The 20,537-nt window shown below is 58.6% G+C and carries 20 protein-coding genes; 9 read left to right on the top strand and 11 right to left on the bottom strand.

The window, feature by feature from the left end; translation table 11 throughout:
- Window positions 1–182: 182 nt before the first annotated feature.
- Complete coding sequence (locus A8C75_RS03740) at window positions 183–848, bottom strand: GntR family transcriptional regulator (protein ID WP_067378288.1); 666 nt, start codon at window positions 846–848, stop codon at window positions 183–185.
- Between the two features lie 353 nt (window positions 849–1,201).
- The gene (locus tag A8C75_RS03735) at window positions 1,202–2,053 is read right to left on the bottom strand and encodes a shikimate dehydrogenase family protein (protein ID WP_067378284.1); all 852 of its coding nucleotides are present in this window, start codon (window positions 2,051–2,053) and stop codon (window positions 1,202–1,204) included.
- Window positions 2,054–2,643: 590 nt separating this feature from the next.
- Between A8C75_RS03735 and A8C75_RS03730 the strand changes: the two genes are divergently transcribed.
- From A8C75_RS03730 to aroQ, 4 genes are all read left to right on the top strand, one after another.
- Entirely contained in the window at window positions 2,644–3,663 is a 1,020-nt protein-coding gene (locus tag A8C75_RS03730) for a DctP family TRAP transporter solute-binding subunit (protein ID WP_067378282.1), read from the top strand.
- Between the two features lie 78 nt (window positions 3,664–3,741).
- Window positions 3,742–4,203: a TRAP transporter small permease gene (locus A8C75_RS03725; RefSeq protein WP_067288151.1), complete on the top strand. Its 462-nt coding sequence runs from the start codon at window positions 3,742–3,744 to the stop codon at window positions 4,201–4,203.
- Window positions 4,204–4,288: 85 nt separating this feature from the next.
- Complete coding sequence (locus tag A8C75_RS03720; protein WP_067378279.1) at window positions 4,289–5,557, top strand: TRAP transporter large permease; 1,269 nt, start codon at window positions 4,289–4,291, stop codon at window positions 5,555–5,557.
- 17 nt (window positions 5,558–5,574) lie between these two features.
- Window positions 5,575–6,012, top strand: coding sequence for a type II 3-dehydroquinate dehydratase (aroQ, locus tag A8C75_RS03715; protein WP_067378276.1), 438 nt, complete (start codon window positions 5,575–5,577; stop codon window positions 6,010–6,012).
- A 68-nt stretch (window positions 6,013–6,080) separates the two neighbouring features.
- Here aroQ and A8C75_RS03710 read toward each other — a convergent pair whose 3' ends face one another.
- The 4 genes from A8C75_RS03710 to aptA form a co-directional block, all read right to left on the bottom strand.
- A complete protein-coding gene (locus A8C75_RS03710) occupies window positions 6,081–6,581 on the bottom strand; it encodes a Crp/Fnr family transcriptional regulator (protein WP_067378274.1) in 501 nt (166 codons plus the stop codon).
- A 144-nt stretch (window positions 6,582–6,725) separates the two neighbouring features.
- Window positions 6,726–7,364 carry a GTP cyclohydrolase I FolE gene (gene folE / locus A8C75_RS03705; protein ID WP_067378272.1) on the bottom strand — a complete coding sequence of 213 codons (639 nt, stop codon included), beginning with the start codon at window positions 7,362–7,364 and terminating at the stop codon, window positions 6,726–6,728.
- 332 nt (window positions 7,365–7,696) lie between these two features.
- A complete protein-coding gene (locus A8C75_RS03700; protein WP_067378269.1) occupies window positions 7,697–9,187 on the bottom strand; it encodes a CoA-acylating methylmalonate-semialdehyde dehydrogenase in 1,491 nt (496 codons plus the stop codon).
- A gap of 31 nt (window positions 9,188–9,218) precedes the next feature.
- The gene (gene aptA / locus A8C75_RS03695) at window positions 9,219–10,562 is read right to left on the bottom strand and encodes an omega-aminotransferase AptA (RefSeq protein ID WP_067378266.1); all 1,344 of its coding nucleotides are present in this window, start codon (window positions 10,560–10,562) and stop codon (window positions 9,219–9,221) included.
- Window positions 10,563–10,742: 180 nt separating this feature from the next.
- Here aptA and A8C75_RS03690 point away from each other — a divergent pair, with 180 nt between their 5' ends.
- Window positions 10,743–11,675 (top strand): LysR family transcriptional regulator, encoded by a 933-nt coding sequence (locus A8C75_RS03690; protein WP_067378263.1) that lies wholly within the window; start codon window positions 10,743–10,745, stop codon window positions 11,673–11,675.
- Between the two features lie 21 nt (window positions 11,676–11,696).
- Here the strand turns inward: A8C75_RS03690 and A8C75_RS03685 are convergent, their stop codons facing one another.
- The 3 genes from A8C75_RS03685 to A8C75_RS03675 all read right to left on the bottom strand — a co-directional run bounded on the left by A8C75_RS03685 (window position 11,697) and on the right by A8C75_RS03675 (window position 14,190).
- Window positions 11,697–12,821 carry a YeeE/YedE family protein gene (locus A8C75_RS03685; protein WP_157890214.1) on the bottom strand — a complete coding sequence of 375 codons (1,125 nt, stop codon included), beginning with the start codon at window positions 12,819–12,821 and terminating at the stop codon, window positions 11,697–11,699.
- 13 nt (window positions 12,822–12,834) lie between these two features.
- Window positions 12,835–13,323, bottom strand: a complete 489-nt coding sequence (locus A8C75_RS03680; protein WP_084783714.1) for a DUF302 domain-containing protein — start codon at window positions 13,321–13,323, stop codon at window positions 12,835–12,837.
- A gap of 177 nt (window positions 13,324–13,500) precedes the next feature.
- Entirely contained in the window at window positions 13,501–14,190 is a 690-nt protein-coding gene (locus A8C75_RS03675) for a nucleotidyltransferase family protein (RefSeq protein ID WP_227819831.1), read from the bottom strand.
- Between the two features lie 554 nt (window positions 14,191–14,744).
- Here A8C75_RS03675 and A8C75_RS03670 point away from each other — a divergent pair.
- From A8C75_RS03670 to A8C75_RS03655, 4 genes are all read left to right on the top strand, one after another.
- The gene (locus A8C75_RS03670) at window positions 14,745–16,247 is read left to right on the top strand and encodes an NCS1 family nucleobase:cation symporter-1 (RefSeq protein WP_067378257.1); all 1,503 of its coding nucleotides are present in this window, start codon (window positions 14,745–14,747) and stop codon (window positions 16,245–16,247) included.
- Between the two features lie 107 nt (window positions 16,248–16,354).
- A complete protein-coding gene (gene hydA / locus A8C75_RS03665; protein WP_067378254.1) occupies window positions 16,355–17,797 on the top strand; it encodes a dihydropyrimidinase in 1,443 nt (480 codons plus the stop codon).
- A gap of 45 nt (window positions 17,798–17,842) precedes the next feature.
- Window positions 17,843–18,286 (top strand): DMT family transporter, encoded by a 444-nt coding sequence (locus A8C75_RS03660; RefSeq protein WP_157890213.1) that lies wholly within the window; start codon window positions 17,843–17,845, stop codon window positions 18,284–18,286.
- Between the two features lie 274 nt (window positions 18,287–18,560).
- A complete protein-coding gene (locus A8C75_RS03655; RefSeq protein ID WP_067378248.1) occupies window positions 18,561–19,115 on the top strand; it encodes an inorganic phosphate transporter in 555 nt (184 codons plus the stop codon).
- 341 nt (window positions 19,116–19,456) lie between these two features.
- Here A8C75_RS03655 and A8C75_RS03650 read toward each other — a convergent pair whose 3' ends face one another.
- Window positions 19,457–19,807, bottom strand: a complete 351-nt coding sequence (locus tag A8C75_RS03650; RefSeq protein ID WP_227819830.1) for a cytochrome C oxidase subunit IV family protein — start codon at window positions 19,805–19,807, stop codon at window positions 19,457–19,459.
- A 10-nt stretch (window positions 19,808–19,817) separates the two neighbouring features.
- Window positions 19,818–20,534 carry a heme-copper oxidase subunit III family protein gene (locus A8C75_RS03645; RefSeq protein ID WP_067378245.1) on the bottom strand — a complete coding sequence of 239 codons (717 nt, stop codon included), beginning with the start codon at window positions 20,532–20,534 and terminating at the stop codon, window positions 19,818–19,820.
- Window positions 20,535–20,537 lie beyond the last annotated feature (3 nt).

The raw sequence follows: 20,537 nt of genomic DNA, 5'->3' as shown, positions 1-20,537 counted from the left end.
TGAGATCATTCGGCGGGCTGCGCTGACGGTACATCCATGTACCTCATCGCAGGCGCATCAGTCCCTGTTGCGCCCCTTCGGGCCTGATCGCCGAATGACCCCAGTGCTCGCCGGCTTCATGAAGGGGGGAACAAGAGCCGCGCTGATGTTTCTGTGGCAAAGGGCTGCTAGCGCCTTTGCGCTCAAAGCGGCAGTTCGCTGCCCTTGTTTATGTGCTCAGTGAGCAGGGCCGCTGCCGCCTCAAACTTGTCATTCAGCATAAGATCCACCAGTTGCTGATGCTCGCCGGCCACCGCTTCGCCGCGAAACGGCCGTTTTTTCAGCGCCAGTACCTGGTAGCGCATGAACAGCTCCAGCACAGAGCCGTGATAACGGATCAGCTGGCTGGAGCCGCAGTTGGATACGATGGTCATGTGAAAATCGCGGTCGGCTTTTTCCCAGTCGCGCACATGGCTGCTTTCGTCTTCCATCATCAGTTTTTCCATGCAGCTCAGGCGGTAATGCGCGCTGATCAGCGCAGATTTCCAGTCCATGCGGTTTTGGCTGTTGGCCATGGATTTCTGCAGCCCGAGGATTTCGAGCTGCACGCGCAACTCAATCAGCTCGTCCAGATCGGACACTGAAACCGGGTTCACCCGAAAGCCCTTCTGGTCCTCAAAGGCGACAAAACCATCGGAAACCAGCCGCATCAGGGTCTCGCGCAGCGTATTCACGCTGACCCCGTAACTGGCTCTCAGCACATTGAGTTTCAGCTTCTGGCCGGGGCCCAGCTTGCCGGTGACGATGTCGTTGCGCAGACTATCGTAGGCCGTCTGCCCAACCAGTTTACGGTCCGCTGCAGTATTCATTCTCGTTGCTCACAGATATATGACAATCAGTATTTCACCCGATACTACTCTAAATAAAGGCTGTTTTCCGGTGCAGTTACGCTTTAACCCATTCTGCGCCGCTGAAACCAAGGCCCCCACCCAAGATGGGTTACACCGCCCCAGCTTATGTAGATGTGCGGCAAGACCCACGGGGCGGTTTCTCCCATCCTGCGACTGCGTCGTTTTTCCCCTTTAATCAGCCAAGAGCCAAAAAAAGGCCGCGTCAGACGCGGCCTTGCTCTATCAAGAGCTGCACGGAAAACTGCATGATGCAGCCCCGGCCAAAAACACACGCCCGCACAGGCGGGCATGCGCGACACAACCATCAGAAATCAGGCGATCAAATCACTCTGGATATCGAATTTCAGTTTAAAGCGCGCCAGCACCGCCTGAGCATCGGCACGCACGCCGGTAAAGATTTCAAAGGCATCGATGCCCTGGTAAATGAACAGATCAAAGCCCGAGACGATCGCCAGGCCTTTGGCATGCGCCTGCAGCAGAAACTCGGTATCGATGGGCGTATAGACCGCATCAAAGGCCCAGCGCTGCGACCCGATCAGTTCTGCGGCAATAGGCAGACCCGGCGTCTTGTAATGCCCGACCGGTGTGCAGTTCACCAGACCATCGGCACTGGCGGCGGCCGCCGCAACATCCTCAGGCGCCACGCTTGCGGCCTTGAAGCCGGCTGCGTTCAGTGCCTGGGCCAGGGATGCCGCGCTGGCGGCATTAAGATCCGCCACCAAGACTTCAGTGGCACCGACTTCAAAGAGCCCGAACGCCACCGCACGCCCGACACCGCCTGCGCCTATCAGCAGCACCCGACCTGCGGCCTGTTCGCCCACACGCTGGCGATAGCCACGGATGAAACCGCTGTAATCCGTATTGTGCGCGGCCACTGCACCGCTCAGGTTGAGCGTATTGGTGGACCCCACCAGCCGTGCACCCTGATAGACCTCCCCCGCATGGGCAACCGCCAGCTGCTTGTAGGGGAAGGTCACATTGGTGCCGCGATAACCCTGTTCACGCAGGCTGGCAAGAGTCGCGACAAAGGCGGCTTCGCTGGCATCCGCCGGTTCATGCAGCTCATAGCTCACCGGCAGATCATACATTTCACCCAGCATGATATGCAGGGCGGGCGAGCGGGACTGGGCAATGGATTGTCCGATCAGACCAAGCTTGAGCATTTTTATTCTCCACAGCGGCAACGTATCCGCCGAACTATTCAGGGACCGCAGAGATCCGGGACAGCAGCACCCTCGGGCGCACCTATCAACCGGAACCGGCAAGGGAAGTCCCGTCACCGACTGCGTTTTCAGATGAACAGATAATAGTCACCTCAACCGAGAATCGTCAATCTATATGATATTTTCAAAAATATAGGTTATTTTTACCCAAGGCCCTGAAACCCGCATGTTTACTGGCCTGACTCACAGATCACGGCCAAACATATCGATAATGGAATATAAAATGAACAAAATATCATTCTCTATATTGACCTGGATATTTAACGACAGGCAGCCGTAGCCGAGCGACAGATAGTCCCACGAACGCCTTGAAATCAAGGGCTTGAACACGACAGCAGCGTCGCAAGACCCCAATCCAGGATTGATGCATAAAATATAGGGTATTTTTGATTTAAACCTACGAACTTGACGATACTCAATACTGTTGCTAGCCTGCATTTCAATCGCAGGGCACGCCCTGATGAGCATGAGTACTCACAACAACAAGTGATCGCGGATTCATACTGACATCCGTCTTTGGAGAGAGAAGCATGAAACTTTCAACAAAAAAAATAACACTGGGACTTGCCACCGCCGCGGCCATCTTTGCGCTGCAGACACAGGCCGCTGATATCGAACTGACCCTAGGTCACGTCGATCCCCAGGAATGGACCACCTCCAAGAAAGGCGCCGCTTCCAAGGTCTTCAAGGATCTGGTTGAAGCCGAGTCCGGTGGCCGCATCGCCGTGAACGTATACCCGGCCGGTCAGCTCGGCGGTGAAACCGACCTGCTGCAGTCCGCCCAGGAGGGCACCCTGAGCATGGCCATGGTATCCGGCGCCTACTCCAAGCTCTGCGCCGAAGCCTCGGTACTGGAAATTCCCTACCTGTTCCCGTCTGCTCCCATTGCCTGGGAAGTTCTGGACGGTGAATTCGGCAAGGCGCTCGGTGAGCACTGCCTGCAGAAAACCGGCCTGCGCACCCTGGCCTACGCCGAAACTGGCTTTCGCAACTTCACCAACTCCAAGCGCCCTATTAGCGAACCCAAGGATCTGGAAGGCCTGAAAATCCGCGTCATGACGACGCCGCTGTACGTCGAGATGGTCAAGGCCCTGGGTGGCGAGCCAACCCCTATCGCCTGGCCTGAAGTCCCCTCAGCCCTGGCAACCGGCGTAGTTGATGGCCAGGAAAACCCTGTCAGCGTCATCTATGGCAACAAGTTCTACGAAATGCAGAAGTACATCAGCCTGGATGGTCATGTATACGGCACCGACTTCATACTGATGAACGACGAGCTGCTGCAGAGCCTGAACCCGCAGGATCAGGCCATCATCAAGCGCGCCGCCAAGGTTGCAGGCCTGGTCGGCCGTGCCATTCAGCAGGTCAACTCCGCTGAAGGCCTGGCCAAGCTGGCCGAGAACGGCATGGAAATCACCGTGCCCAATGCCGAGCAGATGGCCAAATTCCAGAGCGCCGCTCAGCCCGCCGTAATCGAATGGCTCAAGGGTGAAATTGATCCGACCTGGATCACCAAGGCCCAGGATGCGGTAAAAACCGCTTCTTCAAACTAGTCTTTTCCTGCATGCAAACGCCGGAGGCCCTGAGCCTCCGGCGTTTGCACAGCTACCTGTTTTCCGGGATCACAGCTTATGAAGCTCTTCTACAAGAAAGTCCTGTCCTGGCTGACAGGCAGTTCACTCTTTATCGTCTTTGCGGTGGTGCTGGTCAGCAGCATGAGCCGCTATACCCTCAATGCCCCCATTCTCTGGAGCGAGGAAGTCGCCAAGTTCGCCATGATTTACGGCGCCATGTTTGGCAGCATCCTGTGCTACCTCGAAGGAATCCATATCAAGTTCAGTTTTGTGGAAGACAGTGTGCCAGCCTCCGTGCGCCGAGTGCTGGCCATTGTGGTCGACCTGGTGTCCCTGGTGGCCGGTGGGGTTCTGGCCTGGTCCGGTTACCTCTTTGTCCTCAAGCGGGGTGCCATCCTGGCGCCTGGAACCGGTTTGCCGATGTACCTGTTTCAGTCCGCCATGATTGCCGGCGGCATCGGTCTGGTACTGGCGGCACTGATCAAGCTGTCAGAGCATCGCGCCGGCACCCCGGCCTGACACCCACGCACCCGCACATCTGAACAAGAGCCAAGGCGTTGCTCAATCCCCCCCCTGAGCGACGCCCAATAGAGCGAATAAGACTATGGTTGGATTTCTGATACTGTTCGTACTGCTGGCGATCGGCAGCCCCATCGCCTTTGCGATTCTGCTGGCCGTGTTTGGGCATGTGTCCCAGACGCCGTTTTCCTTTGGTCTGGTCAGCCAGCGCATTTTTTCAGGCCTCGATTCCTTCGCCATTCTGGCCATTCCGCTGTTCGTGCTGGCGGGCGAACTGATGAACGAGAGCGGCATCACCGGTCGCATCATCACCTTCGCCAATGCCCTGGTCGGCCACATGAAGGCAGGCCTGGCCCAGGTGAATATCTGGGCGTCGGTGATCTTCGCAGGATTGTCCGGCTCCGCCGTGGCGGACACCTCGGCGCTGGGTCGCATCTTTATTCCCACCATGGAAAAGGAAGGCTATCCACGGGACTTCGCCGCCGCCCTGACGGCCGCCTCCTCCGTGATAGGCCCCATGATTCCCCCCAGTATTCCGGTCATTATCTACGCCCTGATCACCACCGGCGTGTCGGTACCGGCGCTGTTTCTGGCGGGTGTAGCGCCGGGCCTGCTGCTGGCCATTGGCCTTTCGATCTATGTGCGCTTTTTCGCCGCCCACTATGCGCCGCTGCGTAAAAAGCTGTCGAACAAGGAACGTTTCAAGGCCTTTTTCGACGCCCTGATCCCGCTGTTCATGCCGGTCTTTATTGTGGGTTCCATCATTACCGGCGTCGTCACACCGACGGAAGCGGCAGCACTGGCCGCGGGCTATGCCCTGGTGGCCGGCATGTTCGTGCTCAAGAGCCTGAAACTGAGCCAGCTGCCGCACATTTTCACCCGCGCCATGCGTGACTCGTCGATCATTCTGATCATTATCGCCGTGGTGGCGGCGGCCAACTGGATGCTGACCTTCTCCCGCGTACCCCAGACCATCAGCAGCTTCGTGCTGGAAGAAATTTCGAGCCCCTGGGTATTCCTGATCGCGGTGAACCTGATTCTGCTGGTTGTCGGCCTGTTCCTCGAGGGCATCGCCGCCATGCTGATTCTGCTGCCAATCCTGCACCCCATCGCCATGAGCCTGGGCATTGATCCGACCCACTTTGGCATAGTCGTGATCTTCAACCTGATGATCGGCCTGGTGACACCGCCCATGGGTATCTGCCTGTTCGTGTCCAACTCCATTGCCAATGTGGGCATGGGGGCTATATCGCGCCGTATCATGCCCATGTTCCTGGTTGAACTGCTGGTGCTGATTCTGATCACCTTTATCCCGCAGACGGTGACCTTTATCCCCAGGCTCTTTGGCTACTGATAATAGGAGTGTTTGAGATGAGCAAGTGCATTTATGTGCTGAACGGCCCGAACCTGAACCTGCTGGGCACACGCCAGCCTGAAGTCTACGGTCACGAAACCCTGGCGGATGTGCAGCAGCGCCTGCTTGAGCGGGCGGCGCAGCTGGGGTTTGAGATAGAATTTTTCCAGAGTAATAGTGAGGGGGATATCATCGACAAGATTCACGAAGCCCGCAGCCGGGCCGACGGAATCATCATTAACCCGGCGGCTTACAGCCACACCTCGGTGGCGATTCTGGATGCGCTGAACACCTTCGAGCAACCGGTGATAGAGGTGCATATTTCCAATATTCACCGCCGCGAAAGCTTTCGCCACCATTCCTTCGTTTCGGCACGGGCCGAGGGGGTGATTGCGGGCCTGGGTACCAAGGGCTATCTGCTGGCGCTGGAGCATTTCGTCGACGCCGGCCAATAGAGCCCGCTGGCTGTACAGGCCGCCGGGCAACCGGCGGCGCCCCTCTCTCCCCTCTTCCTGCTTATTTCTTAATTGCGCCCGCTGGCGATCAGTACACTCTGATCGACAATCACTTCGGCCAGCATAATCACCGTACGCGCCATCTCCCGCGACAGATTGATCATCAGCAGGCCAAAGTCATCCGGCGCTTGCAGGTGCAGCTCGAAAAACTGATCCGAAGAGATATGTACCAGGGTTACAGGATTCTGCGCCACGCTGGTCGACCAGTGATCGTGCAGGCCTATCATGTCGACAAAGCCGAGCTGTTCCCCCTGGCGGTACAGTCGAGTCAGTGCATCCCGGTCGTGATGGTGCATATAGAGGGCGATGGAGCCCTTGAGAATAACGTAGAAACCGCCGACCTTGTCGCCGGGGCGGTACAGCACTTCGCCCTGGGAGAGCTCAGATACCTGGCCGTTTTGGAGCAGACTGAGAATAGTGCAGTCCTGCAGGGCGCCGAAGGTCGACAGGGCTCGGAAGTAATCAGTCCCCCAACGCTGCCACAGATCATTACCCGCTATAGTGCGCATCACTCATGCCCCGCTTTGGAGACCGCCAATATCTCTGTAGGCAGCGCGGCAGGCTCAGAGTTTCCCCCAGGCCCGCCCCCAGCAGCCTGCCGAACTTAACACTGCTCTACCGCGGAAAAGCCCAGCAGGCTGCTAGTACCGCATTCAGCCGAGGAATTCGGCTCTTGTGCGGGCGTTGCTTTTAAAGATGCCGCCCAAGGCCGTGGTTTCGGTCTGGGAGTTGGCATCCATGACCCCGCGGGACTTGACGCAGTAGTGTACCGCGCTGATGCTGACGGCCACGTTGTCTGTCTCAAGCAGCGTCTGCAATGCCACCAGAATCTGCTGTGTCAGACGTTCCTGCACCTGCGGACGCTGGGCGAAGAAGCGTACGATACGGTTGATCTTGGACAGGCCGATAATGGTCTGATCCGGAATATAGGCCACTTTGGCCACGCCATCGATCGTCACGAAGTGGTGTTCGCAGGTGCTGACAACACTGATGTCACGCACCTTGACCATTTCCTCCACCTGCATCTTGTTCTCGATCAGCGCCATCTTCGGAAAACGGGCGTAATCAAGGCCGGCGAAGATCTCGTTAACATACATCTTGGCAATACGGTGCGGTGTTTCCGCCAGGCTGTCATCACTGAGATCCAGCCCCAGCGTGCCGACCACTTCGGTCATCAGGCTTTTGATCCGTTCGTACTTCTGCTCGCTGCTCATGCCGTTCTCCAGCAGCGGGGTCTCCAGGCCCCGTGCAATCAGCACTTCGCGAACAATCTTCGCTTCATTGGATATCATTTTTCCATCCTGGGTGTGGCGGGAATGCGAGAGTTCCCAGATTCGGATTCCCGTACCTTTGCACTTTTTATTAGATAGAGCAGTTTTCTGTGTGAAACCTGCACGGTGGTCCAGTATCAGAACCGCAAGGGGTTCTGGCTTATGTTAGTAACGCGATATTAACAATCGGCAGCGCCGCTGAATACTCTATATAAGAAAACCGGATCAGATTGCTCTGATCCGGTTCAATTCCGGTGTTTTCAATAGCCTGGAAGCACGCCTGATCAGCTATAGCCCCAGCTTGCACCCGGCAGCACCATTAGTGCTACCGGCAGGTTTTAGCGTGCTACAAATCAGGACGGAAACGCGAACTGCGCACCTTCACGCACACCCGCCGACGGCCAGCGCTGGGTGATGGTCTTGCGCTTGGTGTAGAAGCGCACCGCATCGGGGCCATAGGCATGCAGGTCACCGAACAGGGAGCGTTTCCAGCCGCCGAAGCTGTGGTACGCGACAGGGACCGGCAGTGGCACGTTGATGCCGACCATGCCCACCAGGATGTTGTCGCTGAAGTAGCGTGCCGCTTCTCCATCACGGGTAAAGATGCAGGTGCCGTTGCCATATTCATGGTCATCAATCAGGTCCATCGCCTGCTGCATGCTATCGACGCGCACCACCAGCAGCACCGGGCCGAAGATTTCTTGCTGGTAGCAGGTCATCTCGGGGGTCACCCGGTCAATAAGGGTGCCACCGACGAAGAAGCCGTTTTCATAGCCGCTCACTGTTGGCCTGCGGCCATCGACGACGATCTCGGCGCCCTGCTCCTGGGCACTGTTGATAAAGCCCACCACCTTTTCCTGGTGCGCCTTGGTGATCACAGGACCAAAGTCATTGCTGCTGTCGCTGAAGGCACCGACCTTGAGGCTCTGCATCTGCGCCTGCATCTTGCTGACCAGCGCATCGGCGGCGGCGTCACCCACGGCAACGGCAACCGACAGCGCCATGCAGCGCTCGCCGGAGGAGCCGAAAGCCGCGCCCGTCAGGGCACTGACGGCGTTGTCCATGTCAGCATCGGGCATAACGATGGCGTGGTTCTTGGCGCCGCCCAGGGCCTGGCAACGCTTGCCGTTGGCACTGGCCTGGGAATAGATGTACTCGGCGATGGGCGTGGAGCCGACAAAGCTTACCGCCTGCACACGCTTGTCCTGCAACAGGGTGTCCACTGCTTCCTTGTCACCGTTGACCACGTTCATGACACCGGCGGGCAGGCCCGCTTCCAGCAGCAGTTCGGCAATAAACAGCGTGGAGGACGGGTCACGCTCGGACGGCTTGAGCACAAAGGTGTTACCGCAGACGATGGCCATGGGGTACATCCACAGCGGCACCATGGCCGGGAAGTTGAACGGCGTGATACCGGCGACAACGCCCAGCGGCTGGAACTCGCTCCAGGAGTCGATCGCAGGCCCCACATTTTTGCTGTGCTCACCCTTGAGCAGCTCGGGCGCGCCACAGGCGTACTCGACGTTCTCGATACCGCGGGACAGCTCGCCCATGGCATCGTGGGAAATCTTGCCGTGCTCTTCACCAATCAGGCGGCAGATTTCTTCGGCATTCTGTTCCAGCAGTTCCTTGAAACGGAACATGATGCGGGCACGCTTTTGCACCGGCGTGTTGCGCCAGGCCGGGAAGGCCGCCTGAGCCGCGGCTATGGCTTCTTCCACTGTGGCCTTGCTGGCCAGCAGAACCTGCTTGTCGACCGCGCCGGTCGAGGGATTGTAAACGTCCTGGCTGCGGCCGGAACCTGTGTGTGCAGTACCGTTGATCAGATGTCCGATGGTTTTCATGCGCTTGCCTCTATAAAGGTGTGGTAGTCGTTTAGTCGAGTTCGGCGAAGGCGTCGCCCAGGGCATTGATCACCCGGTCAATCTCTTCGCGCTCGACGATAAAGGGCATCCCCAGCTGGATGGTGTCGCCGCCGTAGCGCACGTAAAAACCTTTTTCCCAGCATTTCATGGCAATTTCATAAGGCCGCCGCGCAGGCTCGCCCGGGTAGGATTCAATCTGCAACGCACCGGCCAGGCCGTAGTTGCGAATATCACTGATATAGCGCGTGCCTTTGAGGCTGTGCAGCGCGTTTTCAAAGATCGGGCTCATTTCCTTCACCCGGTCGATCAGGTTGTCATTCTGCAGCACGTCCAGCGATGCCAGGGCCGCGGCACAGCCCACCGGATGACCGGAGTAAGTGTAGCCGTGGGGCAGCTCCATCATGTAGTCCGCCCCACCCTGCTCCATGAAGGTCTGGTAAATCTCGGTCTTGGCGACCACCGCCCCCATGGGGACAGCGCCGTTGGTCAGCTGCTTGGCGACGTTCATCATGTCCGGCACCACACCGAATTCTTCGGCACCGGTCATGGAGCCCATGCGGCCAAAGCCGGTGATGACTTCATCAAAGATCAGCAGAATGTCGTGCGCATCGCAGATTTCCCGCAGGCGTTTCAGGTAGCCCACTGGCGGCGGCAGCACACCGGCAGACCCGGCCATTGGCTCGACGATCACCGCCGCTATATTGGAGGCATCGTGCAGCGCGATCAGCTCCAGCAGCTCATCGGCACGTTCTGCACCTTTTTCCGGCATGCCGCGGCTGAACAGATTCTCTTTCAGCAGGGTATGGGGCAGATGGTCGGCATCCACGCCCTGGCCGAAGAGCGCCCGGTTGGCCCCTATGCCACCAACGCTGAAACCACCAAAGTTGACGCCGTGATAGCCCTTGGCGCGACCGATGAGCTTGATCTTGGAGGGCTTGCCTTTCTTGCGCCAGTAAGCGCGGGCAATCTTCAGCGAGGTATCGGCGCTTTCGGAGCCGGAGCCGGTAAAGAAGACGTAATCCAGCCCTTTGGGCGTCAGTTCACGAATACGATGAGCCAGCTCGAAAGCCTTGGGGTGGCCATACTGAAACGCCGGTGCATAGTCTAGCTCGCGCAGCTGTTTAGACACCGCCTCGGCGATTTCGGGCCTGTTGTGGCCGGCACCGCAGGTCCACAGACCCGACAGACCATCGAAGATGCGACGGCCATCGGCGGTCTTGTAGTAGGCACCCTCGGCGCCAACGATAATGCGCGGGTCAGCCTTGAACTGGCGGTTGGCGGTGTACGGCATCCAGAACGCATCCAGCTGCTCGGGACTCAGGCCGGCGGTTTTATCGTGCTGCGACTCAGACATGGCATACCCCTTGTTATTCATATGGCGATAAAGGTTAGGTGACTCGGTATGAATCGAGTGTGCCCAAGCTCCAATGTAAATTAAACCCAAACGTATTAACCTTCACACAAGTAATTACTTAACTTAAACCGGCGCTTTGTTTTATCCTGCTAGCTGTCCCCCGTGCTGAGGAACTGCACCATGAAAACCCGCAAGCCCGTCCTGCCCGGCCAGCTGAGTGATACCGACCTGCGCCTGCTGCGCATCTATCGCAAGGTGGTGGAGTGCGGCGGTTTTTCGGCGGCAGAGGTGGAGCTGAATATCAGCCGGGCGGCCATCAGCATTGCCATGAATGATCTTGAAAGTCGCCTGGCACTGCGGCTGTGTCAGCGCGGGCGCAGCGGCTTTGCCCTGACGGAAGAAGGCGCCGAGGTATACGAGGCCACGCTGCAACTGCTGGCGGCGATCGAAGGTTTTCGTACCCGGGTCAATGGCCTGCACGCCCAGCTCAAGGGGGAGCTGAATATAGGCATCACCGATAACCTGGTCACCATGCCGCAGATGCATATCACCAACGCCCTCAATGCCCTGAAAAAGCGCGGCGACATTCGCATCAATATCCGCATGATCCCCCCCACCGAGATCGAGCTTGGAGTACTGGACGGGCGCCTGCACACCGGGGTGATCCCGGCGCTGAAAACGCTGCCGGGGCTGCATTACCGCCTGCTGTACGAAGAAGAGTCGCTGCTCTACTGCAGCCATCAGCACAGACTTTTCGATGCAACCGGCATCAGCGCCAAACAGCTGGCGGCCTGCGACGCCGTACTGCCCGCCTACGCCCAGACCGCCCAGGTTAAAACCCTGCACGAGCCCCTCAAGGCCGCAGCCTCTGCCACCGATCGCGAAGGCATCGCCTTTCTGATTCTCACCGGCCAGTACATTGGTTTTCTGCCAACCCACTACGCCGAGCGCTGGATAGGTGAAGGTCTGATGCGGGCATTGAATCCGACGCAATACCGCTATATCACCCAGTACAGCGCCATCACTCGCAAGGGCGCACCCTCGAATCTAGTGCTGGAAAGTTATCTGGAAGAACTGGATCTACTGATACAGGCAGAAGCCGCCCAGGCCTAAGCGGCACCGGTAACGATGACCTTATTGAGCCCCTTGGCCGAAAAAGAGCGGCCGCAGCTGCGCGCCCAGCCAGACACCCGGCAGCACAGCCACAAACCAGAGCCAGCCATGCAGGCTGGTGGAGGCAATACCCGAGACCAGGGCGCCTATGGTGCAGCCAAAGGCAATGCGTGCACCGTAACCCATCAGCAGGCCGCCAATAATGGCGGCGATCATGGCGCCAAACCTGAGATCCCAGCGCCATGCCCAGCGCCCCGCCGCAAGCGCTGCACCCAGAGCCCCGAGCACCAGACCGATATCCATCAGGGAGGTCACATCCTGCAGCAGGTCTCCGCTCAGGGCCGAGGACTGAAACGGCGCCTGCCAGAAAGGCGCGCCGGCCGGATCCCAGCCCAGCTGCGTGGCGACCTTGGCACCCCAGAGCGCATAGGCCCAGGTGATGCTCCAGGGATGGCCGGCCAGCGCCAGGGTCGCCATGTTCAGCAATGCCAGCGCAAGAGCGCCGACCCACAGGGGCCAGACTGCGCGGGAACGATTGGCCACATCCGGGCGCAAGCCCGCGAGCCACCAGAGTGTCGCGATCAGGATCAGTTGCAACAGCGCCGCCGGCCACCAGCCCAGCACCTGACCCAGTACCACCGCGTTGATGCCCGGCAGACTCTGCCACCAGCCCATCTGCAGGCTGGCTAGAAAGGAGCCGGCACAAAAGGCGACGATCACCAGCAGCATGCGGCCATTGCCGGCACCCAGGCTATAGAGGGTGCCGGAGCCACAGCCTCCGCCAAGCTGCATGCCAATGCCAAACAGCAAGGCACCCAGCGCCACCTGCATCCCGATGGGAGCACCCGAGCCAGCCAGTGGCTGCCCGAAGGCCTCACCCAGGGACAACAACGGTGCAAACGCCAGCGTCGTCAGGCCTATTAGCGCCAGCGGGGCGCGCAGCGCCCGGGTATCAAATTCCAGTACGAAACGGCGCAGACTGGCGGTAAAACCGATTTCGGTCAGTACCAGTACTGCACCCATCAGCAAACCGACGCCAAAAAGCGCCAAATGACGTACACCACTGGCGCCGAGCGCGGCCAAGCCCAGGCCTGCTACAAGCAAGGCCCAGGCCGCCACCCGGGGCAGTCGACCTGCCGGTGACAATTTAAGACCCTGCCTACTCGGTGGCGTCACGGGCAATAGCAGCAAAAACCGCGTCCAGCTCCTGCGCCATTTCATCCAGCGCGGGGCTGGCATAGGGGGCAAAGGTGCTGCTCGGTGTCGCCCAGCTCAGGCGGGTGCTGCCATCGGCGTTTTCGGTCAGATAAAAGCGCAGCGGCGCCTCTATGCCAGCGGCCACGCTAGCCTCCAGCATGCGCACGGCATAGTCATTGCGATAGACCCCCACCACCAGGTTGCCGGGAATGCTGACACCCCGTGAGGCTGCACCCTTGCTGGCACTGGCCCGGGTGACCACCACCATCTTGTTCGCCACCACCGCCGCATCCAGGCGTTCAGCCAGTTGCGCAAAACTCTGGGAACTGTCGATACGGCGCACTTCATCGGCGGCCTGGGCCTGCAGTGATGGCAGGCTGAATATGATTGTGGCTGCGGCCAGCCGCAGGCGGCGTTGCAGGTTGAACAGCGAAAAAAGCTTCCGGGTCATCAGACTGCCTCCATTTTCTTCAAGGACACGAACGGTAAATCGTTACGTACAAGCATCGGCCGGCGCCGTAAAATGCACGGCTGGCGCGCTCATACTCTAGAAGACGAAGCTGAGCCAGAACTGAAAAAGCCCAGGCGCAGTACCTGGGCAAGAAACTCCGACGGAAAATTTTCTAAATCAGGAAGCTGGCCGGGCAGACAAATATTCAGAGGTACCCATGCTTTGATAGCGCTCGCGCAACGCTGCCAGGTCCTCTGGCCTATCCGCATCCATCAGCACACCGGGGTCATCAACCTTGATACGCATACAGGCCTCTGGGTGGCGCTGGATCACAGAGCGTGCGCCCGCTTCGTCTTGTAACTGTGACAGCTCACCCCAGAAGTCACGCCCGAATATCACCGGGTGCCCGGCCTCGCCCTGATACGCAGGGCGGACGATGCGATCCGCCGCAGCATGCTCGATCAGCATGGCGAAAGTCCCGGACGTGATGCAGGGCATATCACCCAGCAGCACCGCCGCCGCTATTGCCTGAGGCGCGCGCAGCGTGCTGAATCCATCCGCAATACTGAAACCCAGGCCTTGATCGGCATGAACGGAACGGACAGTCGTCACAAGCACAGCGCCCACCGGCAATGCCGTTGCTGGCTCCAGCCCCAGTTCTGCCGGATCATCGTCACTTCGAATCACCACCCGCACGCTATCGAATACCGCCGCCATGGACTGCACAGTGGCGACCAACAGGGGGGAATTTTGTAGCAGCATTTCACGCCGTTTGTCAGTGCCAAAGCGTCGCGCCCGGCCCGCCGCCATCACCAGCGCCACCACTCTATTGGCTTTATCTGCGTCCCTGATTTGCGGTTGTTCCACTGCAGTCTCAGTGCTATTTGCCATCGTAAATTTCTGCCTTGAGTTCAGAGGCCCAGTATAGCCTTCGGGCACGGTCGCACTTAGCGCCCCTTCTCTTTGGCTTGCTCCGACCCTCAGTTTTATTTTTTGACCTTTTGGAAAAATTATCTTGCCCGGTCTGTTTTCAGGTTATATATTGACCAAAAGGTAAAACAACAATAACAACACAGCCAGGGACTCGTGTCCGATCAACCAGCGTTTAGCGGTTGCAGACAAACACCCAGGCTTGGCAAGACGGAGACAGGATCGTGTTCAGAACCTTATACCGCACCGCTACTCTCCTGCCCTCAGGCTACATCGCCGGCAGTACCCATAGCTCCACCCGCCTCCGTAATCCTGTGCCGCCCGACACTGCCCGGTACAGCAAACTGATGCCTGCACCTGGCAATTACCAGATGATAACCAGCACAGTGCACTGAGCAACACTCGCAAACCCCGACCTCCGAGCGATACCCGACTGCCTGGCTGCGTCCAGACGGCACCGGTAATACTTATAACAAAAAAGAGGATGCATCATGAGCACCGAGTCTCCCCGTACCTCAACCGCCGTCCAGGTGGGCGAGTTCTACGAACTCAATACCGGCCCAGACGTGCGTAACAGCGCCCACTATAACGAGGATATAGCCCCCACCAGAATCAGCGAACGAACCTGGTCGACCTGGAACGTCGCGGCCCTCTGGGTCGGCATGGCCATTTGCGTACCCACCTATACCTTGGGCGGCGTGCTCACCGCCTACTTTGGCCTGTCGGTGAGTGAGGCCCTGATCACCATCCTGCTGGCCAACGTGGTGGTACTGATTCCGCTGACGCTGAACGCCTACGCCGGCACCAAATTCGGCATCCCCTTTCCGGTGTTGCTGCGTTCGTCCTTCGGTGTTTTGGGCTCCAACATCCCCTGCCTGATTCGCGCCCTGGTGGCCTGTGGCTGGTTCGGTATCCAGACACTGTTCGGTGGCGTGGCCATCCATATCCTCTTCTCGACACTGATTCCCGGCTGGGAGAGCCTGGGCGGCACCGGCGAGGTGATCGGCTTCTTCATGTTCCTGGTGATGAACCTGTTTATCGTCATCAAGGGATCGGAATCCATCAAGATCCTGGAAACCCTGTCCGCACCACTGCTGCTGAGTGTGAGCATAGGCCTGATGATGTGGGCCATGCCCCAGGTATCCATGACGGAGCTGCTGGCCATCCCGGCCAACAGACCCGAAGGCGCGTCTTTCTGGGGGTACTTCTTCGGTGGTCTCACCGCCATGGTGGGTTTCTGGGCCACTCTATCGCTGAACATTCCGGATTTCAGTCGCTACGTTAAATCACAGAAGGATCAGATTGCCGGCCAGATCATCGGCCTGCCCCTGACCATGCTGTTCTTTGCATCGCTCGGCGTTATCCTCACCGCCGCCTCCGCGGGTCTGGTGGGCGAAACCATTTCGGACCCGGTCAATCTGATCGGCAAGATCGACAGCCCCTTCTGGGTCGTGATCGCCATGATCATGATCATCATCGCGACCCTGTCCACCAACACCGCGGCCAATATCGTCTCGCCGACCAACGATTTTCAGAACATAGCCCCCAAGAAGATCAATCAGACCCGCGGCGTGCTGCTGACCGGCGCCCTGGGCATAGTATTGATGGGCTGGGAGCTGCTGAAAAAACTCGGCGTCATCGAGTCCGATGTCAGTGTCGAGGCCATGTATACCGGCTGGCTGCTGGGCTACTCCAGTCTGCTGGGGCCTATCGCCGGCATCATGATCGTGGATTATTTCGTTATCAAACGTCAGTTCCTCAACCTGCCTGAACTGTACAAGACCCATGGCATCTATAGCGGCTTCAACCCCGCCGGCCTTACCGCCTTCGGCATACCCGTGGCGCTGACGCTGTTTGCCATCAGCACCGGCTACCTGAACTGGTTCTATCAGTACGGCTGGTTCACCGGCTCCATTCTCGGCGGCCTGGTGTACTGGATTGCCGCCAGCAAGCAGGCCGCGCCCGTCACCCAGGGCCTGGCACAGGGTAACTGAAACCAGACGACGGTCGAGGCGCCCTGTACCGGGCGCCGGCCGACATACGCCTGGCGACTGATTGTTTCTGGCTTTTGATTGTTTACATAAGAAGGAAGGAGAGACCCATGTCCATCGTGATCCGTGGTGGTACAGTCGTGACCGCCGACCACAGCTTCAGGGCCGACGTCTATTGTGAAAATGGCCTGATCGCCGCCATAGGCGAGAATCTGCAGGTACCCGCCGGAGCAGAGGTTATTGATGCCAGCGGTCAGTACATCATGCCAGGTGGCATCGATCCCCATACCCATATGCAGCTGCCCTTTATGGGCACCGTTGCCACCGAGGACTTTTACACCGGCACCGCTGCGGGCCTGGCGGGCGGCACCACAAGCATTATCGACTTCGTGATCCCGGCCCCCGGCCAGCGCCTGATGGAGGCCTATGAGCAGTGGCGCGACTGGTCCGCCAAGTCAGCCTCGGACTACAGCTTCCATGTGGCCATTACCTGGTGGGACGACTCTGTTGCCGCCGACATGGAAACCCTGGTCAAGGATCATGGCGTTAACAGCTTCAAGCACTTCATGGCCTACAAGAACGCCATCATGGCGGACGACGAAATTCTGGTGAAGAGCTTTCGCCGCTCGGTGGAGCTCGGCGCCATGCCCACGGTGCATGCCGAAAACGGCGAACTGGTGTTCCAGCTGCAACAGGAAATGCTGGCAAAAGGCCTCACGGGCCCCGAAGCCCATCCGCTGTCGCGCCCCCCCATAGTGGAAGGCGAAGCGGCGAACCGTGCCATCCAGATTGCCCAGGTGATGAATGTGCCTATCTATATAGTGCATGTGTCCTGCAAGGAGTCACTGGATGCCATTACCCGCGCCCGCAACGATGGCCAGCGGGTCTACGGTGAAGTCCTGGCCGGCCACCTGGCCATCGACGACAGCGTGTACCGCAATGAAAGCTTCGAGTTTGCCGCCGCCCATGTAATGAGCCCGCCGTTTCGCTCCAAACAGCACCAGCAAGCGCTGTGGCAGGGCCTGCAGGGCGGCAACCTGCAGACCACCGCCACCGACCACTGCTGCTTCTGTGCCGAGCAAAAAGCCGCCGGCAAAGATGACTTCACCAAGATCCCCAACGGTACGGCCGGCATTGAAGACCGCCTGGCCATACTCTGGGATGAAGGCGTCAACAAGGGCCGCCTGACCATGAATGAATTCGTTGCGGTTACCTCCACCAACGCCGCCAAAATCTTCAACCTTTACCCGCGCAAGGGCTCGGTGTCCGTGGGCGCCGATGCGGACCTGGTGGTCTGGGATCCCGCCGGCACCCGCACCATCTCGGCCAAAACCCACCATCAGAATATCGACTTCAATATTTTCGAAGGTCGTACAGTGACCGGCATTCCCAGCCATACCCTGAGTCAGGGCAAACTGGTCTGGTGTAACGGCGAACTCAGGGCCGAGAAAGGCGCCGGCCGCTATCTCCACCGTCCCGCCTTTACACCGGTGTTTGACGCCATGGCCAAAAAGCGCGAACTCGATGCACCTGTGCCGGTGAAGCGCGACTGATATGCTCAGCGCGCCCTATCAACAAACAAGTGAATGGAGGTTTGCATGAACTGGTTGGGAGTCCCGCTGACGCTGCTGGCCGGTGCCATGCTGGCACTGCAGATAGGCGTCAACAGCACCCTGGCCCGCAATGCCGGTTCCGCCCTCTGGGCGTCCGGCGCCTCCTTTGTCGTCGGCAGCCTTGCCCTTGGGCTCTGCTACCTGGGTCTGCGACTGCCCTGGCCCGGCGTCGAGGCACTGCGCGCAGCACCCGCCTGGTCCTGGACCGGAGGTCTGCTAGGGGCCTTCTATGTCACTACCCTGATCATTTTTGCGCCGCGCATAGGCGCAACTCTTGCGCTGGCACTGGTCATCGCCGGCCAGCTGACCGGCGCCCTGCTGCTGGATCGCTTCGGCCTGTTCGGCTTTGCTCCCCAGGCCATTACTCCGGGTCGCCTGGCCGGCCTTGTTATGATTCTGGCAGGCGCCGTCCTCGTACGTCGCTTCTGATCCCCCGAGCTGCAACACTGCAACGGGCTGGCATGCCCGCCGAGGCAGCACCCGCCCTCTGCCCTGACTTTGCGCCGCCTCAGATGATCCTAAAAATAAGTTATAAATCAAATAGTTAATATAATACATGAGTACTTATTGAACAGCTTCCTACTCTCCACAGGCTGCTATACTTATAAATGGTATAAGCAGTAGCAAATAGATAGCTACTTGCCAGCGCCGCAACAATCTTTTGAGACAGAGGGATCTCAGCCCAACTCGCTGGAGGTGTGTCATGAACCGGCACTATTACATCAGTGACGATCTCGACGAACTTGAAACCGTCGAGCACGAACTGGAAGCCAAGGGTATCAGCACGGAACAGATCCATGTGCTGAGCGAAAATGAAGCCGCAGTCGAACAGCACCACCTGCCGGAGGTGGCATCGTTCATGAAACAGGATGTTGTGCACTCCGGTGAAATAGGTGCCATCATCGGTGTTGTGCTGGCCGCGCTGCTGCTGGGCATCGCCTACGGCATGGGCTGGACTGAAACCGCCGCAGGCTGGATTCCTTTCGCCTTCCTCGCGGTCATCATCCTGGGTTTTTGCACTTGGGAAGGCGGTTTCTTCGGCATCCAGGAACCCAATGCGCATTTTCGTCGTTTCAAACGCCTGCTAAAACATGGCAAGCATGTCTTTTTCGTCGATGTCGAACCTGAGCAGGAAAGCATTCTGGATCAGGTGGTGAAACAGCATCCGCGCCTGAAACTCGCCGGCACCGGCGATGGCACTCCGCACTGGGTGGTCGCCTGGCAGCAGAAATGGCATCAGTTCAAACGCACAATCTAGTGTACTGCTTCGCTCTTAGAGGCGCTTTTAGCGAGTCGCCAGGAGGCTGGCCGCACGGCGCATTTTCGAAGGTATAGTGGGCCTATTTCGAGGAAATGCAACACCGCGGACGACCTTCTGGCGGCTCGCCCACAGGGAGCGCGCCAATTCGCGCCCTGCTGCGTTACCGCCCTTGGCAAGAGCCCCACTATTACCGGCGAACGGCGCCTTGCCGGACACGAATTGGCGGGCTCTATAAGCACCCATTAGGGCGAAGCAGTACACTAGCAGCCTCAAAAAAAGCGAAACCCGGCCGGCAGCACAACCCCGGGTTTCGCTCTGCCCCACCCGGTCTAGTCGCCCTAACCGCCGCTCGCGCCGAAAAACAGCAACCGGCTCAGAAAGACATAATCTGCCTCTATTGCCATCATTCCCACCAGTACCAGCAGGCACAGAGGGGGCAGCAAAATGGCATAGATGATGGCCAGCCGCTCCCACGCCATATGCATGAAGATCGACACGATCAGCCCCGCCTTGAGCAGCATGAACAGAATAATCAGCACCCAGCGCAAATGGCCCTGGAAATGAAAATAGTCCACCAGGTACGACAGGGTGCTGAGTACGAACAGCAGACCCCATATTTTCAGGTACAGGCTAATTGGATGCTGCTGCCCCTGTTTATGCTCTTGTATATGCTCCTGCATGGATTCCATTGCCGGCACCTCACCATAAATAGAAGAACGCAAAGATAAAGACCCACACCAGATCCACGAAGTGCCAGTAGAGCCCGGCGATCTCGACGGCCTGGTAGTTACCGCTGCTTTCGTAATGCCCCCGTATCACCCTCAGCGCCACGGTACTGAGGTAGATCACGCCTATGGACACATGCAGACCGTGGAAACCGGTGATCATAAAAAAACTGGCGCCAAACTGGGCCGCGCCCTCGGGATTTCCCCAGGGCCTGACCCCCTCTGCAATCAGTTTGCTCCACTCAAACGCCTGCATGGCGACAAAGGCCGCCCCCAGCAGCGCGGTCGCCAGCATCAGCAAGGCGGTCCTGACGCGGGCGCGGCGATAGCCGAAATTGACCGCCATGGCCATGGTTCCGCTACTGCTGATCAGCACAAAGGTCATGATGGCTATCAGAATCAGCGGGATGGAATGACCGGCAATGGTCAGTGCAAAGACTTCACTGGTATTGGGCCAGGGAGCGGTAGTGGTCATGCGCACGGCCATATAACCGATCAGGAAGCAGGAGAAAACAAAGGTATCGCTGAGCAGGAAGATCCACATCATGGTCTTGCCCCAGGACACCCGTCTGAAGGCCTCCTGATCCGAAGACCAGTCGCTATAAAGCCCCTCCCAGCCCTTAGAAGCGATATCCGCGGGGCGAGAATCCGATGCCGGGGCTACAGAAGGCCCCCCTGAGTGCACGGCCATATC

The organism is Marinobacterium aestuarii (assembly GCF_001651805.1).
Lineage (GTDB): Bacteria > Pseudomonadota > Gammaproteobacteria > Pseudomonadales > Balneatricaceae > Marinobacterium_A > Marinobacterium_A aestuarii.
This window is presented reverse-complemented; position numbering and strand designations above follow the sequence as displayed.